The sequence below is a fragment of the Paramesorhizobium deserti genome (assembly GCF_001558695.1).
GTDB lineage: Bacteria > Pseudomonadota > Alphaproteobacteria > Rhizobiales > Rhizobiaceae > Paramesorhizobium > Paramesorhizobium deserti.
The window spans coordinates 401,274-422,693 of the sequence record NZ_LNTU01000001.1 but is presented as its reverse complement, the minus strand read 5'-3'; the positions used below and the strand labels follow the sequence as shown (position 1 = coordinate 422,693).

General features: G+C 62.3%; 19 protein-coding genes. 15 read left to right on the top strand and 4 right to left on the bottom strand.

What is annotated here, in order from left to right:
- Positions 1-9 precede the first annotated feature (9 nt).
- From ATN84_RS02020 to lpxK, 3 genes are read left to right on the top strand one after another with little or no spacing between them, the layout of a single operon-like run.
- Positions 10-780, top strand: a complete 771-nt coding sequence (locus ATN84_RS02020; RefSeq protein ID WP_068879861.1) for a lysophospholipid acyltransferase family protein — start codon at positions 10-12, stop codon at positions 778-780.
- Positions 777-2,096 (top strand): lipid IV(A) 3-deoxy-D-manno-octulosonic acid transferase, encoded by a 1,320-nt coding sequence (gene waaA, locus ATN84_RS02015; RefSeq protein ID WP_068879860.1) that lies wholly within the window; start codon positions 777-779, stop codon positions 2,094-2,096. The genes ATN84_RS02020 and waaA overlap by 4 nt, the downstream gene beginning before the upstream one ends.
- Positions 2,096-3,124: a tetraacyldisaccharide 4'-kinase gene (gene lpxK, locus ATN84_RS02010; RefSeq protein WP_068879859.1), complete on the top strand. Its 1,029-nt coding sequence runs from the start codon at positions 2,096-2,098 to the stop codon at positions 3,122-3,124. Before waaA ends, lpxK begins: the two co-directional genes overlap by 1 nt.
- Positions 3,125-3,378: 254 nt before the next feature.
- Here the strand turns inward: lpxK and ATN84_RS02005 are convergent, their stop codons facing one another.
- From ATN84_RS02005 to queF, 3 genes are all read right to left on the bottom strand, one after another.
- The gene (locus tag ATN84_RS02005; protein ID WP_068879858.1) at positions 3,379-3,615 is read right to left on the bottom strand and encodes a DUF2093 domain-containing protein; all 237 of its coding nucleotides are present in this window, start codon (positions 3,613-3,615) and stop codon (positions 3,379-3,381) included.
- 72 nt (positions 3,616-3,687) lie between these two features.
- Positions 3,688-5,556 carry a DNA mismatch repair endonuclease MutL gene (gene mutL, locus ATN84_RS02000; RefSeq protein ID WP_068880822.1) on the bottom strand — a complete coding sequence of 623 codons (1,869 nt, stop codon included), beginning with the start codon at positions 5,554-5,556 and terminating at the stop codon, positions 3,688-3,690.
- Positions 5,557-5,661: 105 nt separating this feature from the next.
- Positions 5,662-6,123, bottom strand: a complete 462-nt coding sequence (gene queF / locus ATN84_RS01995) for a preQ(1) synthase (protein ID WP_068879857.1) — start codon at positions 6,121-6,123, stop codon at positions 5,662-5,664.
- A gap of 190 nt (positions 6,124-6,313) precedes the next feature.
- On the opposite strand from queF, the gene ATN84_RS01990 reads away from it, so the two are divergent.
- The 5 genes from ATN84_RS01990 (at position 6,314) to ATN84_RS01970 (ending at position 11,390) form a co-directional block, all read left to right on the top strand.
- Positions 6,314-6,820, top strand: coding sequence for a DUF1993 domain-containing protein (locus tag ATN84_RS01990; protein ID WP_068880821.1), 507 nt, complete (start codon positions 6,314-6,316; stop codon positions 6,818-6,820).
- Positions 6,821-7,700: 880 nt separating this feature from the next.
- On the top strand, positions 7,701-8,237 hold the full coding sequence (locus ATN84_RS01985) for a hypothetical protein (protein ID WP_153020066.1): 537 nt from the start codon (positions 7,701-7,703) through the stop codon (positions 8,235-8,237).
- An 84-nt stretch (positions 8,238-8,321) separates the two neighbouring features.
- Positions 8,322-9,413 (top strand): hypothetical protein, encoded by a 1,092-nt coding sequence (locus ATN84_RS01980; protein WP_068879855.1) that lies wholly within the window; start codon positions 8,322-8,324, stop codon positions 9,411-9,413.
- A gap of 230 nt (positions 9,414-9,643) precedes the next feature.
- A complete protein-coding gene (locus ATN84_RS01975) occupies positions 9,644-10,834 on the top strand; it encodes an acyl-CoA dehydrogenase (RefSeq protein ID WP_068879854.1) in 1,191 nt (396 codons plus the stop codon).
- 208 nt (positions 10,835-11,042) lie between these two features.
- Complete coding sequence (locus ATN84_RS01970; RefSeq protein WP_068879853.1) at positions 11,043-11,390, top strand: hypothetical protein; 348 nt, start codon at positions 11,043-11,045, stop codon at positions 11,388-11,390.
- A 77-nt stretch (positions 11,391-11,467) separates the two neighbouring features.
- On the opposite strand, the gene ATN84_RS01965 is transcribed toward ATN84_RS01970, so the two are convergent.
- A complete protein-coding gene (locus tag ATN84_RS01965) occupies positions 11,468-11,809 on the bottom strand; it encodes a protein tyrosine phosphatase family protein (protein WP_068879852.1) in 342 nt (113 codons plus the stop codon).
- A 172-nt stretch (positions 11,810-11,981) separates the two neighbouring features.
- Here ATN84_RS01965 and ATN84_RS01960 point away from each other — a divergent pair, with 172 nt between their 5' ends.
- The 7 genes from ATN84_RS01960 to ATN84_RS01930 all read left to right on the top strand — a co-directional run bounded on the left by ATN84_RS01960 (position 11,982) and on the right by ATN84_RS01930 (position 21,086).
- Positions 11,982-12,881 (top strand): LysR family transcriptional regulator, encoded by a 900-nt coding sequence (locus ATN84_RS01960; protein ID WP_068879851.1) that lies wholly within the window; start codon positions 11,982-11,984, stop codon positions 12,879-12,881.
- A gap of 96 nt (positions 12,882-12,977) precedes the next feature.
- Entirely contained in the window at positions 12,978-13,457 is a 480-nt protein-coding gene (locus ATN84_RS01955) for a formate dehydrogenase subunit gamma (RefSeq protein ID WP_244490964.1), read from the top strand.
- Positions 13,454-15,010, top strand: a complete 1,557-nt coding sequence (locus ATN84_RS01950; protein WP_068879849.1) for a formate dehydrogenase beta subunit — start codon at positions 13,454-13,456, stop codon at positions 15,008-15,010. Before ATN84_RS01955 ends, ATN84_RS01950 begins: the two co-directional genes overlap by 4 nt.
- A 64-nt stretch (positions 15,011-15,074) precedes the next feature.
- Entirely contained in the window at positions 15,075-17,960 is a 2,886-nt protein-coding gene (gene fdhF / locus ATN84_RS01945; protein WP_068879848.1) for a formate dehydrogenase subunit alpha, read from the top strand.
- A gap of 5 nt (positions 17,961-17,965) precedes the next feature.
- Positions 17,966-18,790 carry a formate dehydrogenase accessory sulfurtransferase FdhD gene (gene fdhD, locus ATN84_RS01940; RefSeq protein WP_068879847.1) on the top strand — a complete coding sequence of 275 codons (825 nt, stop codon included), beginning with the start codon at positions 17,966-17,968 and terminating at the stop codon, positions 18,788-18,790.
- Positions 18,780-19,034, top strand: coding sequence for a formate dehydrogenase subunit delta (locus ATN84_RS01935; RefSeq protein ID WP_068879846.1), 255 nt, complete (start codon positions 18,780-18,782; stop codon positions 19,032-19,034). Before fdhD ends, ATN84_RS01935 begins: the two co-directional genes overlap by 11 nt.
- A 402-nt stretch (positions 19,035-19,436) precedes the next feature.
- On the top strand, positions 19,437-21,086 hold the full coding sequence (locus ATN84_RS01930; protein ID WP_068879845.1) for an OFA family MFS transporter: 1,650 nt from the start codon (positions 19,437-19,439) through the stop codon (positions 21,084-21,086).
- The last annotated feature ends 334 nt before the right edge of the window (positions 21,087-21,420 follow it).

Genomic DNA, 21,420 nt, shown 5'->3' with positions numbered 1-21,420 from the left:
AGAGGAAGCATGGCAGAAAACGTGGAAACCGCGCCTCCCGGACCGAGAAAAGGCAGCGCGGTCAAAAATATCTGGCGCAGCATACGCGGGCCGCTGGCCCGCTCGGCGGTGGTGAAGACGGCGCTGGTGTGGCTGATCTCCGCCTATCTGAAATTCGTCCACGCCACCAATCCGCGGCTGGAAGGCTCCAAGGATCCTCGTGAGCTTCAGCGTGATTATGACCCCTTGATCGTTACCTGCTGGCATGGCCAGCATCTGATGGCGCCGTTCCTGCGGCCTGCGGACATGGAGTTGGTTGCCATGTTTTCGCGCAGCGCCGATGCCGAGCTCAACGCCCGGGTCGCCGAGCGGCTGGGCATGCAGACCGTGCGCGGCTCCGGCGGGCGCGGCTCGCGCAGCCGCCTGGAGAAGGGCGGGGCGCGTGCTCTTCTGGCGCTGAAGAATGCCTTGAAGCAGGGCAAGTCGACCGCCATCATCGCCGATATCGCCCATGGCAAGGCGCGCGAGGCCGGCCAGGGTGTCATCCTTCTGGGCAAGCTTTCCGGCCGCCCCATCTTGCCGATCGGCTATGCCTTCTCCCGCCGCAAGGTGCTGGAAAAGAGCTGGGACAAGACAGCCATACCGCTGCCCTTCGGCCGCTCCGTCGTGGTTTCGTGCGAACCGGTCATCGTGCCGGCGGATGCCGATGATGCCATGCTGGAGGCCAAACGTTTGGAATTGACCGAGAAACTCAACGCGGTTACGGCTGATGCTTATGCCCGCCTGGAGCAAGCCGCATGAGCGAAAAATGGGCCCGCACGATTCTCACCGCATACCGCTGGGCCGGTGCGGCCGCCTATCCCGCCGTCGGTGCCTATGTCGCGTTTCGCGCCTCGCGGGGCAAGGAGGAGCATGCCCGTCGCCGCGAGCGCTATGGCAAGGCGAGCGTTCCCCGGCCTGACGGTCCGCTGGTCTGGGTGCACGCGGCAAGCGTCGGTGAAACCTCCGCCGTGATCCCGCTGATCGAGCGCATCGTCGCGATGGGCATCCATGTGGTGCTGACCACAGGCACGGTGACGTCGGCCAGGCTCGTGGCGGAGCGTTTGCAGGACCGGGTGATCCATCAATATGTGCCGCTCGACCTGAAGCCCGCGGTCAACCGGTTCCTCACCCATTGGTGCCCCGACCTCGCGGTGATCTGCGAATCCGAGATCTGGCCGATGACCATCCTGGAGCTAGGCGCCCGCCGCGTGCCGCAGGTGCTGGTCAATGGACGGCTTTCCGATCGCTCCTTCGCCGCATGGAAGAAGCGCGCGTCCCTGGCCGAGGCGCTGCTTGAGAACCTCGCGCTGGTGGTGGCGCAATCGGAGGTCGATGGCGAGCGGTTCCGCACGCTGGGCGCCCGCCCGGTGGTCGTCTCGGGCAATCTGAAGGTCGATGCCGTCGTCCCGCCCGCCGACGAACAGATGGTCGCAGCGCTTCGGGCCCAGATCGGCCGGCGCAGGACATGGGCGGCCATCTCCACCCATGAGGGTGAGGAGGAGATCGCCGTCGAGGTTCACGACATGCTGAAAACCCGGCACAAGGATCTCCTGACGATCATCGTACCGCGCCATCCAGACCGCGCCGCAGCGCTCGAGGCGATGATGACAGCGCGGGGCCTCACGGTGGCGGTGAGGAGCCGCGACGATGCGATCACGCCGGAGACGAACGTCTTTCTCGGCGATACGATCGGCGAGATGGGGCTCTATTTGAGGCTGGCCGAGATCGCCTTTGTCGGCCGCTCGCTGACCGGAGAGGGCGGACAGAACCCGCTGGAGCCGGCCATGCTCGGCGCAGCCATCCTCTCCGGCCGCAACGTCCAGAATTTCCGTGATTCCTATCAGCGGCTCATCAAGAATGGCGGCGCCAAGCTCGTCCGCGACCGCGACATGCTGGCGGGCGCGGTCAACTTCCTCTTCAACAACGAGCCGCAGCGCCAGGAGATGATCGCCGCCGCCGCCCGCACGGTCGAGGATATGCGCGGCTCGCTGGAGCGCACATTGACGGCGCTCGAGCCTTTCATCCAGCCGCTGATGGTCCAGGCGCAACTGACGGGAACGCAAGGGTCGCGCTGATGGTGAGCGAGGCGCCTCCGTTCTGGTGGGAAAAGCCGGACTGGCGGGCCCTTGCGCTCTCGCCTTTCTCCGCCCTTTATGGCGCCGTTGCCCGGCGCAGGCTGTTGCGCGCCGTTCCGCCCGGCGTGCCGGCGCCGGTCCTCTGCATCGGCAATTTCACGGTGGGCGGCGCGGGCAAGACGCCGACGGCGATCGCCTTCGCCAAAGCCGCGAAAGCGCGGGGGCTGAAGCCCGGCATCGTCTCGCGCGGCTATGGCGGCGGGTTCTCCGGCGTCCATCTCGTCGATCTCGCCCATGACAGCGCCAAGCATACCGGTGACGAGCCGCTGCTCCTCGCGGCCCACGCGCCGGTGGCGGTCTCGCCCGATCGTGTCGCCGCCGCCCGTCTGCTGATCGCCGAAGGCCGTGATTTCCTGATCATGGATGACGGCTTCCAGAGCGCGCGGCTCCATGTCGATTACGCGCTGATCGTCGTGGATTCCACCCGCGGCATAGGCAATGGCCGGGTCATCCCGGCGGGCCCGCTGCGCGCGCCGCTGATCGACCAGCTGCGCAAGGCCGACGCGCTCCTGAAGGTCGGGACCGGCAGCGCCGCCGACCAGGTGATCCGGCAGGCGGCACGCGCCGCAAGGTCGATTTATGAGGCGCGGCTGACCCCTGGTTCCGCGAGCGCCATTTCCGGCCGCCGCTTTCTCGCCTTCGCCGGCATCGGCAATCCCGAGAAGTTTTTCGCGAGCCTCACCGAAATGGGCGGCGTTCCAGCCTTGACCCGCACCTTCCCCGATCACCACCCCTATGGCCGGGAGGAGATCGACGAGCTGATGCAGACAGCCGCTGCCGCCGATCTCGGCCTCGCGACCACCGCCAAGGACCATGTCCGCCTGGCGACCGGTCTCGGCACGCCGCCGCAATTCCTGGAAAAGCTCGCTGTTCTCGATGTGGAGCTGGTTTTCGACGAGCCGGATACGGCAAACCGCATCATCGAGGCCGCACAGGAGCGTTACCGCCAGCGGCGGTTGAAGGGGTGATCGGCTTTTACCTATACGCGGAAATTCAAAGCTGGTTCTGCTACGTCGTGATGGCTGCACCGTTGAAGCATGGGTCCCAGTGACAAGCACTGCGATGACGGAGTGGGAATGTTTCACTCTTTCGAAGGGTCGGCTTGCAGGCGGAAACGCTGAAGCATTGGCCGCAAACAGATAAACCACCGTCATCCCAGTGCTTGTCACTGGGATCCAGGCCTCGCCCTCTCCATTGCTTCAGCTGTGCAGAACAGGGATCGTTACCCCTTGCTCCTGCTCCGCAGCTCCGGATTGCATTCGAGCTCGCGCTGATAGGAAACATTGCCGTTGGCATAAGGCTCCTGACGCGCGACGCTCCAATATTTCAGTTCGTCGAGCGGGATGTGTTCGCCCGTCACGGCGCAGACCACATAGGCGCCGGGGCTCAAAACCTGAAAGTCGCCATCGAGATAGCGCAGCCGCGCCTCTGCGGAACGTGGACCTTCAAATCTGTTCATGGTTCTTCCTGTCTTTTTTCTTCTCGTTACAGCGCCACAAATCCCACGAAGGGTCAAGGCCGGCTCTTTTGATTATCTGCGCCCGAACAGGCGTTCGATATCGGCAAGCTTCAACTCGATATAGGTCGGCCGGCCGTGATTGCATGTGCCGGAGCCGGGCGTCGCCTCCATCTGCCGCAAAAGCGCGTTCATTTCTTCGGGCTTCAGCCGCCGCCCGGAGCGCACCGAGCCATGGCAGGCCATGGTCGCCGCCACATGGTCGAGCATGGCTTTGAGCCCGTCGGAGGTGTCATGCTCGGCGATCTCATCGGCGAGGTCGCGGATCAATTGCTGCACATCCGTCTCGCCCAGCATGGCCGGCGTCTCGCGCACCGCCACCGCGCCGCGGCCGAAGCGCTCGACGCCGAGGCCGAAACGGGAAAGCGTCTCGGCATGCACCGTGAGCCGCTCCGCGTCCTCCTCCGGCAGATCGACGATTTCGGGGATGAGGAGCATCTGCGCGGGGAGGGGGCGTGAATGCAGCGCGTTTTTCAACGCCTCATAGACCAGCCGCTCATGCGCCGCATGCTGATCGACGATGACGAGGCTGTCGGCGGTCTGCGCCACGATGTAATTGGCATGGACCTGCGCCCGTGCCGCACCAAGCGGAGCGGCGGTCAACTCCGCCGGCGCATCCTCGATCGTGGCGCGCGCATCGGCGCTCGGCGTCGCCATGCTTTCGAAGGCGGCCTGCTCGCTTTCCCCGAAGCCCATATCCATGTCGAGCGGCCGATAGGGCGCGGTTTCCGCCGACCATTCGGTGCGCGGCCGGGGCGCTGTCCAATCGCGCGTTTGATAGGCAGGTGCCCGGTAAGCCGCCGCCTGCGGGGAAGGGGACGGGCGCGTGCCGAACCCCTCTGCCCGGAAGGCCTGCATCATCGCCTCCGCCCCGCTCGTCGCCGCGCGGATGCCGGATTGCGTCAGCGCCTGCTTGACCGCGCCGACGATCAGCCCGCGCACCAGCCCCGGATCGCGAAACCGCACATCCGCCTTCGCCGGATGCACGTTGACATCGACCAGTTCCGGATCGAGCGTCAGGAACAGGACGGCGACGGCATGACGGTCGCGGGCGATCACATCGGCATAAGCGCCGCGGATCGCGCCCCAGATCTGCTTGTCGCGCACCGGCCGCCCGTTGACATAGGCGAACTGGTGCAGCGCATTGCCCCGGTTGAAGGAGGGGATGCCGGCGAAACCGGCGAGCCGCACGCCGTCGCGCTCAGCATCGATGGCGATCGCGTTCTCGGAAAATTCCTTGCCGAGTACCTGCGCGATGCGCTCCAGCATGCCGTCCTCGCCCGCACCCGTCGCCGGCAGTTCCATGGGCGTGCGGTCGCTGCCGGCGAGCGAAAAGCGGATATGCGGGAAGGCGATCGCCACCCGCTTGACGACATCGCCGACGGCCATCGCCTCGGCCCGGTCCGTCTTCATGAATTTGAGCCGCGCCGGTGTGGCGAAGAAGAGGTCGCGCACCTCGGCAATGGTGCCCTGGTTGAGCGCCGCCGGCCGCGGGCCTTCCAGCCGCCCGCCGGAAACCACTACCTCGAAGCCGGCATCCGCACCCGCCACCCGCGATTTCAGCGACAGCCGCGCCACCGAGCCGATGGAGGGCAGCGCCTCGCCGCGAAAGCCAAGCGCGCGGATATCGTGCACGTTGTCGGTGAGCTTCGAGGTGCAGTGGCGCGAGACGGCAAGCGCCAGCTCATCCGCCGGAATGCCCGACCCATTGTCGGTGACGCGGATCAGCGTCTTGCCGCCGCCCGCCGTTACCACCTCGATCCGTGTGGCACCGGCATCGATGGCGTTCTCGACAAGCTCCTTCACCACGCTTGCCGGCCGCTCGATCACCTCGCCCGCCGCGATCTGGTTGATGATGGTTTCGCTTAAGAGCCGGATTGTCATGCGGGTGTTATAGGCGGATTCGGGGGAGGGCGGAAAGGGAAGCTTCAAAGGCAGTCTGTCGGCGGGACAGCGCGCCCCTCTGTCCCGCCGTCATTTCAAATTCTGTTACCCCCGCCCGCGATAAGGCGCCACCCCGGTCTCCGGCACCCACGCGCCCTCGGGCGGCGTGCCGGTCTGCCAGAAGACGTCGATCGGGATGCCGCCGCGCGGATACCAATAGCCGCCGATGCGCAGCCAGAGCGGCTTCGTCGCCTCCACGATCCGCCGCCCGATCTGAAGCGTGCAATCCTCATGGAAGGCGCCATGGTTGCGGAAGGAGAAGAGGAACAGCTTCAGCGATTTTGATTCAACCAGCCGCGCGTCGGGCGCATAGTCCACGACGATATGGGCGAAATCCGGCTGGCCGGTCATCGGGCAGAGCGAGGTGAATTCCGGGCAGGTGAAGCGCACGATCGCCGCCGGCCCTTCCCCGCGCGTATAGGGCACGGTCTCGAGCACGGCTTCCTCGGGCGAGGCGGGTATCCTGGTCTCGGCGCCGAGCTGGGTCAGTCCTTTGACATCTGTCACGGGTGTTACTCCTGAAGATTTTGAGATTGGCACCGCAATGACACCGAATGGCCGGCTCGCGCAAGCTTTTCGGTCAATATGCGCGGTTTTGGCGGGTATCGGCGATGTGATCGCAAATTCATTTGACGCAGCCCCCGCCCGGCCTATGGTCTGCGCCGTCAGTCCCGGTTCCTCGATCGAAAGAGATCCCATGTCCCTGTCGCTTTATGATGTCAGCGTGCCCGTGTTCCTGAGGGCCTTCGCCAACCTCACCGAAATTCTGGAAAAAGGCCGCGCCTTCGCCGATGAGAAGGCCATGCCGCACGCCGAACTGCTCGAAGCCAGGCTGTTCCCCGACATGGCGCCGCTTACCGCCCAGATCCAGCGCGCCAGCGACACGGCGAAATTCGTGCCCGTGCGCGTCGGCGGGGTCGAGAATGTCGCGATGGAGGACGATGAGGCGAGCTTCGACGACCTGCAGGCGCGCATCGCGAAAACCGTGGCCTTCCTCAAGGCCGTCCCGGCCGATGCGATGGACGGGCGCGAGGCGGCCGAGGTGGAATTGCGGACCGGCCAGGGGGCGAAAACCTTCACCGCCCGCGATTATGTGCTCGGCTTCGCCATCCCGAATTTCTTCTTCCACGTCACCACCGCCTACGCGCTCCTGCGCCACAAGGGCGTGCCGATCGGCAAGATGGATTATATCGGGCGGATTTGAGGGCATCGGCGGGGAGGGGCGCGCTGTCCCGCCGGCGTTTCCACTCAAAGCGAAGTGACTTCAAGCTCTTCGCCGGCAGCAGGAGGAAGGCAGCGGGAAACCGTTACCACGCCCGCTTGCCGCGTCTGGTCATTGAGAAGAACACCCCGAACCGGGAATGGGAAGACGGGCGGTCTTGCCAACGCTCATTATAAATTCAATTGCGGCCGCAAGACCGCCCGTCGGCGATGTCCGTCCGTTCCGCTTGGGGAAGAGCTAGGGATCGTCGCGGGAGCTTCACTCTCCCACGTCCCGTCTCGGCCCTTCCCGCGAGGGGAAACCTGGACGAAGCCTCCCAGTTCACCACTGCGTCAGCGGTCAACCGGAAGCGCCGGTCCTTCCCCGCGAGACCCGCCGTCGCGAGCCGCGTTCCCGCGGGAAGAACTGAGGGGAAGGATAAGGGTGGGGTGGAGATGGGGGATAAGTTTTTTGGAGAGACGGCGTTCTTTCACCACCGTGCCTAGGGGCTTTGCCTCCGACCCGATCACCCGATCACCCGATCACCTGATTAGCCAGATCACCCGATACAGCGATCACGGGAAAAACCTGCTATCTACTTGTTCTTCTGAATTATTTGATCGCCCATAATCCCATTGAGTGGATCGAGTTGTAGTATATAGTCCAGCTCGTGAGAATTTATATATGCGACTTTTAAGTAGTAATGCATGCCGCATTATTTATTTAAACCATTGATTTTTAACGATATTTTTCCTATATTTGGCTGAGTGTTGCTGATCGCCAGTCCATACTGCGGATACAAGCCCGCACTGTTTTGGCGACAGCCACAGGCCGAGGGTCCACACCTCGGCCGCCCCATCTTCATCTAACGAAAGGATCAGCCGTGGTTGCCATCAGACGAAGGTCTCGTGCAGGAAAAAAGACAGAAGAGCTCCGCGATAGCCTTTGGCCGGAGCTTGATGAAAGCCTCTTATGGAACAGCCACAATGATGACGGCTATACCCCAGTTCCTCGGACTATGCCGATCATTATCAAGATCATTGATGACCTTACAAAGGGGACTCCAGCTGGCAACACTTTTTTCGAACTCTGGTGTCGCGCCTACAGCGAAATGTATGTTTCCCTAGGGGCTGCCGGGACACTTGCTACCCATTCCGGATATTCTGGTCAGCGCGCGGTTCGCATGTGGCAGGACCGTATTGAGCTTCTTGAGGAGCTTGGATTTATCCGCACCAAGAGCGGTTCGGCAGGAAGATTCGCTCATGCCGTAATCCTAAACCCGCACAAAATTATCAGACAGCTCCGTGAAACCAATCATGGAGGTATTACAACTGAGAAATACGAAGCTCTTGTAGAAAGAGCTACGGAGATAGGAGCAACAGACTTCAAGGATCCGCCAATTACGGCGCAGAATTCATGAAGTTAGAGAAATGCAGCTTAGTGCGATTGTGTGCACTGTTTAAGCCAGAGTTTTGTGATTGGCTTCGGATGAGATGGAGAATTGATGCCACTGGAAAGACAGGGACATATCAGGCGGGTTACGCCGAGATTTGAACGCTTCCTTGAGGAAGAAATGGGCGCAGTTTCGCTCGACAATGATGGCGACAGTGAAGAGAGACCCGATTATGTCTGCCTCCGCGGCCTTTTGGCCGTTGAAATCAAATCTCTTGAGGAGAGTGCTGATGAACGAATAGAAAACGTGATTGGTCCGGAAAGGCAGAAAGAGGATTGGCCAATCTTCTACGGAAGAGTTGGAAGCGATGCGCTCCTAAAGAATCTGCCCGAGGCTGATCGCGAACGGCTTAGTAAAGCACTCACGGAACGGGCAATCCGCGCTATTCGGCGTTCTATAGCGAAGGCCAACAACCAGCTCAAACAACACACGATGCGCACCGGAGGACGAAATATCGTTCGGCTCCTTATGATAATCAACGAGGATTTCCCCGAGTACAGCCCCAAGTTGGTCCAGTATGCGGTATGGAAAGAAATTCGGCGACAAACAGAAGGTGGGCAAGTCCGAAACCGGGACATTGACTGTGTGGTCTACATCTCGGAGCGCCATGCAGCCTTGATAGAAAATCAGCAAGTCGTACCACTACTATCTCTGCATTGTCCTCCAATGTTTAATCATCCATGGAAAGCTAGATTAATAGAACTTTTGCTAAATCGCTGGGCCGCGTGGAACGATGTGCCCCGCGAGCACGCTCCAGAAATCAACGTAGGCGATTTTGAATCAGTAGATCATATTCCCGATTGTATGCCGCGACATGAAGCATGGCGACGCTATTATCGCCGCAATCGTTACATGGCCGATTGGACAGCTGAACAATTGCGTGATCATCTTGATGGGTTGATTGTTCGCCAACAGCTTTTTCTGGGGCGCAATCCTCCACTTACAGTTCCCCAAGAACTCAAAATGAAGAGCTGGGCGGCGTTCACACACACAATTGAAGAGTATAACTTACGTGGCTTACCAATGAACACCTTTCAGGAAGATGCAAGGTTAAGGCTTGATAGCGTGATTGCTCGGTTAGAGTATCCGAAGGAAGTCAAAAATTGGCTTCGTAATCAGTTTGGCTTGGACATGCATGTCTGAGTGAATCAGATCGTATGCATCATGGTGCTCGGATTATTGTATTTCGATTGTTGGGAAAGCCGACTTTTATACTCGATTAAAGGGCATCCTGCCTCATATTCCGTCCTCCCCCTCATTCCCCGCCCTCATCCTCCCATCACAAATCATCATGGCTGCCCATGCCAAGCGAATTGCCCCGCCGCAATTCCCGCTTATGATGCACGGCATTGGAATTCAGGGAGCAAACCATCATGCCGCATGCCAAAGCCGCCTTCGTCTGGAGCGACCCTTTCCTTTTGGAGGAGCAACTGACCGAGGACGAGCGGATGATCCGCGATAGCGCCCGCGCCTTTGCGGAAAGCGAGCTCGCTCCCCGCGTCCAGGAGGCCTATCTCGAGGAGAAGACGGACCCCGCGCTTTTCCGCCTGATGGGCGAGGCGGGGCTGCTGGGCGTGACCCTGCCGGAGGAATATGGCACGGCGGGCGCTTCCTATGTCGCCTATGGGCTGGTGGCGCGGGAGGTCGAGCGCGTCGACAGCGGCTATCGCTCGATGATGAGCGTGCAGTCCTCGCTGGTCATGTACCCGATCTATGCCTATGGGTCTGAGGAGCAACGGAAGAAATACCTGCCGAAGCTCGCCTCCGGCGAGTGGATCGGCTGTTTCGGCCTGACCGAGCCCGATGCCGGCTCCGATCCGGGGGCTATGCAGACGCGCGCCGAGAAGGTGGCGGATGGCTATCGCCTCACCGGCTCCAAGATGTGGATCTCCAATTCGCCCATCGCCGATGTCTTCGTCGTCTGGGCGAAATCGGCCGCCCATGACGGCGCGATCCGCGGCTTTATTCTTGAGAAGGGCATGAAGGGCCTTTCCGCGCCGAAGATCGGCGGCAAGCTGTCGCTCCGCGCCTCGATCACCGGCGAGGTGGTGATGGACGGCGTCATCGTGCCGGAGGAGAATTTGCTGCCCAATGTTTCGGGGCTGAAGGGGCCGTTCGGCTGTTTGAACCGCGCCCGCTACGGCATCTCCTGGGGCGTGATGGGCGCGGCGGAGGATTGCTGGCACCGCGCTTTGCAATATGGGCTCGACCGCAAGCAGTTCGGCAAGCCGCTCGCCGCCACGCAGCTCTTCCAGAAGAAACTCGCCGACATGCAGACGGAGATCGCCCTCGGCCTGCAGGCGAGCTTGCGCGTCGGCCGGCTGATGGACGAGGACAGGATGGCGCCGGAGATGATCTCCATCGTCAAGCGCAACAATTGCGGCAAGGCGCTCGATATCGCCCGCGCCGCCCGCGACATGCATGGCGGCAATGGCATCCAGATCGAATATCACGTCATGCGCCACGCGCAGAACCTGGAGACCGTCAACACCTATGAGGGCACGCACGACGTCCACGCGCTGATCCTCGGCCGCGCGCAGACGGGGATACAGGCGTTTTTCTGAGGTGGACGGTTTTTAAGGTGGAAACGTCCCGCCAGCGTTTCCACTTCAAACAAATCCAATAAAATGCCAAGCAACGCCGATAAAGACGGGTAAAATAAAGTGATTGTATAGTTCCGGTTGCGGCGTCGGGCGAACACGATCTCAACACAAAGCACCCATAGCCACTCTAGGGTAGATGCAGGAAAGCTGCCTGCCCGGAGTGGATGTGATGGATGCTGCGGTGAATAACGGTCCCTGGCTGCCGGTCGAACTGGTGAATGTCGCGCTGGCCGGCGCGCTGTTCTTCTTTTGCCTGGGCTTTTCTTTCTGGCGAGCGCTCAACGACCGCCTGCACCCCGTCTATTGGCGCAGCGCCGCGGCGTTGATCTGGGTCGGCGTCGTCACCATCGCCTTCGCCGGCAGCAGGCCGGATGTCTGGGTCATCCTGCTCAATTTGGGCTGGCTTCTGCTTCTCGCCGGCATGGCCGCGACGCTTCTGCGCGCCGGAGCCATGTTCTTCCAGCATCTTCATAACGGCAGTGGCGGCCGGCCCGGCGCGTCATCGCGGAAGGTCTAAAGCAAATCCAAGAAAAGTGGGAACCGGTTTTCCCGGGAAAAGCAGGTACGGCTTTTCCTGCGGACTTGCGTCAAAAATCAGCCCCGCTTCTGCTGCTGCACGATGCCGTAGATATTGGTCGAGCGCGCGCCCGAGCGGCAATAGGCAAGGATAGGCCCTTCCGCATTTTCAAGGGCGGCCGCCATCGCGTCGACATCGTCCTGCGTCAGCATGCCCGAGACAACAGGCACGTAATGCACCGGGATGCCGGCTTTCTCCGCCACGCTGGCAATCTCGGCGAAGGCCGGCTGGTCCGGCGCCTCATTGTCCGGGCGGTTGCAGATCAGCGTCTGGTAGCCTGCGGCCGCGATGTCGCGGATGTCATCCGGCGAGATCTGGCCGGTGACCGAATAATTGTCGTCGATCTGGCGAATGTCCATTGATTTCTTCCTTGAGAAGCAGGCGGTTTGTCCGGCGGCACAATACATGAAACGTCTGCCCGCGCCAGATCAAACCATGGTGTTTCATCCGATATGGGTGGGATATGGGGATGCCGGTTTGCAGCCGCAACGAATATGCTAGTTTCAGGGTAATCGGGGGGAGTGACGCCATATGATCGACAAGCTGGAATTCTTCATCGCTCTCGCCCGGGAAGAGCATTTCGGCCGCGCGGCGGAGGAATGCGGCGTCACGCAGCCGACGCTTTCGGCGGCGATCCGCCAGCTGGAGGATACGCTGGGCGTCATGCTCGTGCAGCGCGGCTCGCGCTATAAGGGGCTGACGCCGGAGGGCCAGCGCGTCCTGGAATGGGCAAGGCGCATCGTCGGCGATGCCCGCACCATGCGCGAGGAGATCCGCGCCGCGCGGCTCGGCCTTTCCGGCCACATCACCATCGCCGCCATCCCGACGGCGCTCGCCATGGTCTCGCGGCTCACCACGCCCTTCCGCGAGAAACACCCGGATGTCACCTTCTCGATCCTCTCGCGCAACTCGCTGGAAGTGCTCTCGCTGCTTTCGAATTTCGAGATCGACGCCGGCTTCACCTATATCGAGAACGAGCCTCTCGGAAAAGTGACCACCGTGCCGCTCTATTACGAGCGCTATCATCTGATCACCTCGACCGGCAATATTCTCTCGGATCGTAAGACAGTCACCTGGGCGGAGGTCGGCCGCCTGCCGCTCTGCCTCTTGACCCCCGATATGCAGAACCGCCGCATCATCAACCTGCATCTGCGCGAGGCGGGCATGGAAGCCCAGCCGACGCTCGAATCGAACTCCATGATCGTGCTTTTCTCCCATATCCGCACCGGAAAATGGGCAAGCATCATGCCGCTCAACCTGGCGGAGACGCTCGGATTTGCCGAGCCGATTCGCGCCATCCCCATCGTCGAGCCTGATGCGCGGCATCTGGTCGGGCTCGTCGCCGCCGAGCGCACGCCCTATACGCCGCTGGTTTCCGCCCTTCTGCACGAGGCGAGGATGCTGGCCGCGGGCTTCCGCGAAGTTCAATAGAAATCTTCTATCGAGCGACGAGTTTGCGCTATTGATTGTAGTCAAGCTTTTTGGTCTCATTCTAAACAATGAGGGGGAGAACAGGGAGGGCGCTGCGTGGAAATGCAGACCGCAAGTACCGATATCGCCGCAAGGGCGATAGAGATTATCGATCAATTGAAAAGCGCCGAAGGGCCGCTGCTGCCGATCCTCCATGGTCTGCAGGAGGAGTTCGGCTATGTCCCGCCCGAGACGCTGCCGCTCGTCGCCAATGCGCTGAACATCTCGCGCGCCGAGGTGCATGGCGTCTTCACCTTTTATCATGATTATCGCGATCATCCCGCCGGCCGCCATGTGCTGAAGATCTGCCGGGCCGAGGCCTGCCAGTCGATGGGCGGCGATCGGCTTGCCGAGCGCGCGTCCGAGCTTCTCGGCGTCAACTGGCATGAGACCAGCGCCGATGGCGCGGTGACGCTGGAGCCGGTCTATTGCCTTGGCCTCTGCGCCTGCGCCCCCGCCGCCATGCTCGACGGCGAGGTGATCGGCAGGCTGGATGACGAGCAATTGCAGGAAATCGCGACGGAGGTCCGGCTATGACGGCGACCATCTATATCCCCCGCGATTCCGGTGCGCTGGCGCTCGGCGCGGAAAAAGTTGCGAAAGCACTTGAGAAGGAAATCGCCGCGCGCGGTCTCGATGTGAAGATCGTGCGCAATGGCTCGCGCGGCCTCTACTGGCTGGAGCCGATGGTCGAGGTGGAAACGGGTGAGGGCCGTGTCGCCTATGGCCCGGTGAAGCCTTCGGACGTGGCCTCGCTGCTCGATGCTGGCTTGCTGCAGGGCGGCGCGCATCGCTTGTCTCTCGGTCTTACCGAGGAAATCCCGTTCCTCGCCCGCCAGACGCGGCTCACCTTCGCCCGCTGCGGTATCACTGATCCTCTATCGCTGGAGGATTACCGCGCCCATGGCGGCCTGAAAGGCCTGGAAAACGCGCTGAAGCTTGAGCCGGCCCAGATCGTGGCTGAGGTGACCGAGTCCGGCCTGCGCGGCCGTGGCGGTGCTGGTTTCCCGACCGGCATCAAATGGAAGACCGTGCTCGATACGGCATCCCCGCAGAAATACATCGTCTGCAATGCCGATGAGGGCGATAGCGGTACCTTCGCCGACCGCATGATCATGGAGGGCGATCCCTTCGTGCTGATCGAGGGCATGGTTATCGCCGGCATCGCCACCGGTGCGACCAAGGGCTACATCTATACCCGCTCGGAATATCCGCACGCCATCGCCATCATGAACGAGGCGATCGCCATCGCTGAAAAAGCCGGCGTTCTCGGTACAAACGTCATGAGCTCTGCCCATGCCTTCGACCTGGAGGTGCGGGTTGGCGCCGGCGCCTATGTCTGCGGCGAGGAGACCGCGCTGCTCGAAAGCCTGGAAGGCCGGCGCGGTATCGTCCGCGCCAAGCCGCCACTGCCGGCGCACAAGGGCCTGTTCGGCAAGCCCACGGTGATCAACAACGTCATCTCGCTCGCCTCGGTCCCGATCATCATGGACAGGGGCGGCGCCTTCTACCGCGATTTCGGCATGGGCCGCTCGCGCGGCACCATTCCCATCCAGATCGCCGGCAATGTCCGGCATGGCGGCCTGTTCGAAACCGCCTTCGGCGTCACGCTTGGCGAGCTGGTCGAGGAGATCGGTGGCGGCACGGCGACGGGCCGCCCGGTCAGGGCGGTGCAGGTCGGTGGGCCGCTCGGCGCTTATTTCCCGCCCGCGCTTTTCGATACGCCGTTCGATTATGAAGCCTTTGCCGCAAAGGACGGGCTGATCGGCCATGCCGGTATCGTCGTCTTCGACGATACGGTGGATATGCTGAAGCAGGCGCGCTTCGCCATGGAATTCTGCGCGGTGGAGAGCTGCGGCAAGTGCACGCCCTGCCGCATCGGCTCGACGCGCGGTGTCGAACTGGCGGATCGCATCGCCGCTGGCATCGAGCCGGAGAAGCAGATCACGGTGCTGGCCGACCTCTGCAACACCATGAAGTTCGGCTCGCTCTGCGCGCTCGGTGGCTTCACGCCCTATCCCGTGATGAGCGCGCTCAACCATTTCCCCGAGGATTTCCGGCCCGCGCCGGTGAGGGAGGCGGCGGAGTGATGGATATGACAGATTGCGGAAACGTCGGTGCTCTAATCAAATCTTACTTCATAGGAGCGGTGTCATGAGTTTGGTGAACGAAATCGACTACGGCACTCCTGCCTCCCGCTCCGAAAGGATGGTGACGCTCACCGTGGACGGCATGGAAGTCACGGTTCCCGAAGGCACCTCCATCATGCGCGCGGCGATGGAGGCTGGGATCCAGGTCCCCAAGCTCTGCGCCACGGATATGGTCGACGCCTTCGGCTCCTGCCGTCTCTGCCTCGTCGAGATCGAAGGCCGCAACGGCACGCCGTCCTCCTGCACCACGCCCGCCATGGAAGGTCTCGTCGTGCGCACGCAGACGAACCGGCTCAAGGATATCCGCCGCGGCGTGATGGAGCTCTATATCTCCGACCATCCGCTCGACTGCCTCACCTGCGCCGCCAATGGAGATTGCGAATTGCAGGATATGGCGGGTGCCGTGGGCCTGCGCGATGTGCGCTACGGCTATGAGGGCGAAAACCATGTTTTCCCAGCGGCGAAAACCGATGGCGCCTTGAATGCGCGGTGGTTGCCCAAGGATGAATCCAACCCTTATTTCACCTATGATCCCTCGAAATGCATCGTCTGCTCGCGCTGCGTGCGCGCCTGCGAGGAAGTGCAGGGCACCTTCGCGCTGACCATCGAGGGCAGGGGCTTCAATTCGCGCGTCTCGCCGGGAATGCACGAGGCTTTCATCGCCTCCGAATGCGTTTCCTGCGGCGCTTGCGTGCAGGCCTGCCCGACTGCGACGCTGACCGAGAAATCGGTCATCGAGATCGGCCAGCCCGAGCATTCCAAGGTGACGACCTGCGCCTATTGCGGCGTCGGCTGCTCGTTCAAGGCGGAGATGCGGGGCGAGGAACTCGTCCGCATGGTTCCTTTCAAGGACGGCAAGGCCAATCGCGGCCATTCCTGCGTCAAGGGCCGCTTCGCTTATGGCTATGCCACCCACAAGGACCGTATCCTCAACCCGATGATCCGCGAGAAGATCACCGACCCCTGGCGCGAGGTGACGTGGGAAGAGGCTTACAAACATGTCGCTAGCGAGTTCCGTCGCATCCAGTATCAATATGGCCGCAATTCCATCGGCGGCATCACCTCGTCGCGCTGCACCAATGAGGAGACTTTCCTCGTGCAGAAGCTGGTGCGCCAGGGTTTTGGCAACAACAATGTCGATACCTGCGCCCGCGTCTGCCATTCGCCGACCGGCTATGGCCTGAAGACCACCTTCGGCACCTCCGCGGGCACGCAGGATTTCGATAGCGTCGAGCATACCGATGTCGTCATCGTCATCGGCGCCAACCCGACCGACGGCCATCCGGTGTTTGGCTCCAGGCTGAAGAAGCGGCTCCGTCAGGGCGCCAAGCTGATCGTCATCGATCCGCGCCGCATTGATCTGGTGCGCACCCCGCATGTGGAGGCAGCCTATCACCTGCCGCTGAAACCCGGCACCAATGTCGCGGTCGTCACCTCGCTGGCGCATGTGATCGTCACGGAAGGCCTGTTCGACGAGGCCTTCATCCGCGAGCGCTGCGATTGGGACGAGTTCCAGGACTGGGCTTCCTTCGTCTCCCTGCCGGAGCACAGCCCGGAAACGGTCGAGAAGCTCTCCGGCGTATCAGCCGATCTGATCCGTGGCGCGGCGCGGCTGTTCGCCACATCAGGCAATGGCGCGATCTATTACGGCCTCGGCGTCACCGAGCATAGCCAGGGATCGACCACCGTGATGGCGATCGCCAACCTCGCCATGGCCACCGGCAATATCGGCCGTCCGGGCGTCGGCGTGAACCCGCTGCGCGGCCAGAACAATGTGCAGGGCTCATGTGACATGGGCTCATTCCCGCATGAGCTGCCGGGCTACCGCCACATCTCGGACGACGCGACGCGCGATATTTTCGAGAAGCTTTGGGGCGTCACGCTTCAGGACGAACCGGGCCTGCGCATTCCCAACATGCTGGACGCCGCCGTCGACGGCACGTTCAGGGGCATCTATATCCAGGGCGAGGATATCCTTCAGTCCGATCCCGATACCAGGCATGTGGCGGCGGGGCTGGCGGCGATGGAATGCGTCGTCGTTCACGACCTCTTCTTGAACGAGACCGCCAATTACGCCCATGTCTTCCTCCCGGGATCGACTTTCCTGGAAAAGGACGGCACCTTCACCAATGCCGAGCGCCGCATCAACCGCGTGCGCAAGGTGATGTCGCCGAAGAATGGCTATGCCGACTGGGAGGTGACGCAGAACCTGGCGAACGCCATGGGCCTTGGCTGGAACTATACGCATCCCTCCGAGATCATGGACGAGATCGCCGCAACCACGCCGAGCTTCGCCGGCGTCACTTATGCGCTTCTCGAGCGCGAGGGCTCGGTGCAGTGGCCCTGCAACGAGAAGGCTCCGCTCGGCACGCCGGTCATGCATATTGGCGGCTTCGTGCGCGGCAAGGGCAAGTTCATCCGCACGGAATATGTGGCGACCGACGAGAAGACCGGGCCGCGCTTCCCGCTGCTGCTCACCACCGGGCGCATCCTCTCGCAATATAATGTCGGCGCGCAGACCAGGCGCACCGCCAATGTCGTCTGGCACGAGGAGGATTTGCTGGAGATCCACCCGCACGATGCCGAGAACCGCGGCATCCGCGACGGCGATTGGGTCAAGCTCGCCAGCCGCTCCGGCGAGACGACGCTGCGGGCCAAGGTCACCGACCGTGTTTCGCCTGGCGTCGTCTACACCACCTTCCACCATCCGGCGACGCAGGCGAATGTGGTTACCACCGATTTCTCGGACTGGGCGACCAACTGCCCCGAATACAAAGTGACGGCGGTGCAGATCGCGCCCTCCAACGGCCCGACCGAGTGGCAGGTCGAATATGAGGATCAGGCCAAGCAGAGCCGCCGGATCTCGGCCAAGCTGGAAGCAGCGGAGTAGGGGCTGTGGTGCGTCCCACCCGCCATCCAGTCTCCCGCATTGCCCAGCGCAAGGGCGGGCTGTCGTCGGCGGACCGGCTGGTGCCGGAGGAGACGCCCGTCGCCTTCAGCTATGGCGGCACGACCCAGGCGGTGATGATGGCGACGCCAGCCGATATCGAGGACTTCGCCGTCGGTTTCAGCCTTTCGGAGGGCATCATCGCAAAAGCTTCCGACATCGAGGCCATCGCCGTCGAGGATCATGACCAGGGCGTCGATATCCAGATCACGCTTGCCGAAACCGAGCGCGATGCGCTCACCGCGCGCCGCCGCTATATGGCAGGCCCGGTCGGCTGCGGCCTTTGCGGTGTGGAATCGATCGAGCAGGCGCTGAAGCCCGTTGCCTCGGTCGGCCCGGCCGGCCTGCATCTGACGGCGGGCGATATCGCGCAGTCCGTCCGGCTCCTTTCCGCCCGGCAGCCGCTCCATGCCGAGACCGGCGCGGTCCACGCGGCGGGCTTCTATGTTCCGGGCAAGGGCGTCGCCGCCGCCCGCGAGGATGTCGGCCGCCACAACGCGCTCGACAAGCTGGCCGGTGCGCTCGCGCGGGCGGGGGTCGACGGGAGAAGCGGCGCGGTGGTCCTCACCAGCCGCGTGTCGATCGAGATGGTGCAGAAGACGGCGATAATAGGCGCGCCGGTGCTGATCGCCGTCTCGGCGCCCACCGCCCTTGCCATCCGCACGGCGGAGGCGGCCGGCATCACGCTGGTCGCGCTGGTGCGCGGCGATGAGTTCGATATCTTTACCCATGCCGATCGTATCAAGACCGGAGCAGACGCCCATGTCGCATAGTGGTCCCCCCCACAGTGGTACTCATAACAAGCTGATCTACATGGCCAACCAGATCGCCACCTTCTTTGCCTCGCAGCCGCGCGACGAGCAGGTGGCCGGCATCGCCGATCACATCAACCATTTCTGGGAGCCGCGCATGCGCGCCCAGCTCTTTGCGATCCTGGATGAGGAGGGTGGCAAGGGGCTGAACGAACTCGTCATCGAGGCGGCCAGGCAGATCCGCCGGCCTACGCCGGTGAACTAAAACCTATCAGTCGTCATTCTCGGGCTTGTCCCGAGAATCTACCATAAGAAGGAAAATAACTACCGTCCCAACAGATCATGCCACGGTAGATTCTCGGGACAAGCCAGAGAATGACGATGGAGAGAGGGGCGCCTCTAGTCGGTTCTGACAGACTCCAGAGCATGATGCGCCCAGAGATGGATTGAACGCGATAGGGGAGGAGCGATTGATCGATAGTTTGAAGCCACGCATGAACGTCTGACCGCTTCAGGTCGGCATTTTCCCTTGTTTTAGCTACATGTTCTTACCCGAAAAGTCGGCGACTTTTTGCTGACGCTGACTTTCGGTTCGGGGTCATGTTTTGAAATTGAGACAATGAGGTAATCCGCCTGGGCACCAGGACGGAAGGAGAGGATTGTTGTCATGTCTTCAGATACCACAGCAGGCGTCCTCGCGGGCGCCGGAATACTCGACCGCGAGCGTATCATCGCGCAGCCCGGCTTCAACCGCTGGCTGGTTCCGCCGGCTGCCCTTGCCATTCATCTTTGCATCGGCATGGCCTATGGGTTCAGCGTGTTCTGGCTGCCGCTGACGCGCTCGCTCGGCGTCACCCAGCCCGTCACCTGCGCCGATCTGAACCTGCTTTCGGCTCTCTTCACCACCACCTGCGACTGGCGCGTCGCCGATCTCGGCTGGATCTATACGCTCTTCTTCGTGCTGCTCGGCTGTTCGGCGGCGCTCTGGGGCGGCTGGCTCGAACGCGCCGGCCCGCGTAAGGCGGGCTTCGTGGCGGCGCTCTGTTGGTGCGGCGGCATTCTCGTCGCGGCGGTGGGCGTCATGGTGCACCAGCTCTGGCTGATGTGGCTCGGCGCCGGCGTCATCGGCGGCATCGGGCTCGGCCTCGGCTATATCTCGCCGGTCTCTACCCTCATCAAATGGTTCCCCGACCGCCGCGGCATGGCCACCGGCATGGCCATCATGGGCTTCGGCGGCGGCGCGATGATCGGCGCACCGCTCGCCGACATGCTGATGAACCATTTCAGGACACCAACTTCCGTCGGCGTGTGGGAGACCTTCATCGTCATGGCGGCGATCTATTTCGTCTTCATGATGTGCGGCGCCTTCGGCTACCGCATTCCGCCCGCCGGCTGGCGGCCCGAGGGCTGGACGCCGCCCACCAGCCAGAAGGCGATGATCACAACAAGGCATGTGCATTTGCGCGACGCGCACAAGACCACCCAGTTCTGGCTGATCTGGGCCGTGCTCTGCCTCAACGTCTCGGCCGGCATCGGCGTCATCGGCATGGCTTCGCCCATGCTGCAGGAGATATTCGGCGGCAAGTTGATCGGCCTGCCCGAGCTGAGCTTCACCCAGCTCGACGCCTCGCAGAAGACTGCCATCGCGGCCATCGCGGCGGGCTTCACCGGCCTGTTGTCGCTGTTCAATATCGGCGGGCGCTTCTTCTGGGCCTCGCTCTCCGACAAGATCGGCCGCAAGAAGACCTATTATACGTTCTTCCTGCTCGGCATCGTGCTCTATGCGCTGGCGCCGACCCTTGCCGGCATGGGCAACAAGGCGCTGTTCGTCCTTGCCTTCGGCATCATCCTGTCGATGTATGGCGGCGGCTTCTCCACCGTTCCGGCCTATCTCGCGGATATTTTCGGCACGCAGTTCGTTGGCGCCATCCATGGCCGGCTGCTGACGGCCTGGGCGACGGCGGGCATCGTCGGCCCTGTCGTGGTCAACTACATCCGCGAGTTCCAGATCAATGCCGGCGTGCCGCGCGAGCTGGTCTATAACTTCACCATGTATATCCTGGCCGGCATGCTGGCGCTCGGCTTCCTCGCCAACCTGTTCATCAGGCCGCTTGCCGAGAAATGGTTCATGTCGGATGCCGAGGTCGCCGCCCTTCAGGCCAAGTCCGCGGCGGCCTCCGCCGGGCCGACCGGCTCCTTCGGCATCGGAACCGGCGGGCTGGACGCCAAGGCCGTGCTCGCCTGGGCCGCGGTCGGTCTCCCCATTCTCTGGGGCGTCTGGGTCACTTTCCAGAAAGCGATCGTCCTCTTCCAATAACCGCCCCCCATTATTGGAAAGGACATTGCGGAGCAGGCTCCCGGACAACCGGGAGCCTGTTTTTATGGCTGCGGTTCTTATTTTGATGGTCTCGCGGCCGCTCTAATAACAATGGCCTTAATGTCCGACCGCTGGGTGGTGTGGCGCTGTTCAGGCATGGATCCTCGGGTCAAGCCCGAGGATGACGAATTGGAAAGGTTTCTGCCTGTCTCCAACGTTGGCAATTGGCGCAAAACATCCCTGCAATCGTCATCCTCGGGCTTGACCCGAGGATCCATTCCGGAACAGTCCACCGAAAAACGGCTTCGCACTTTTCGGCATCGCCTCCAGGTCA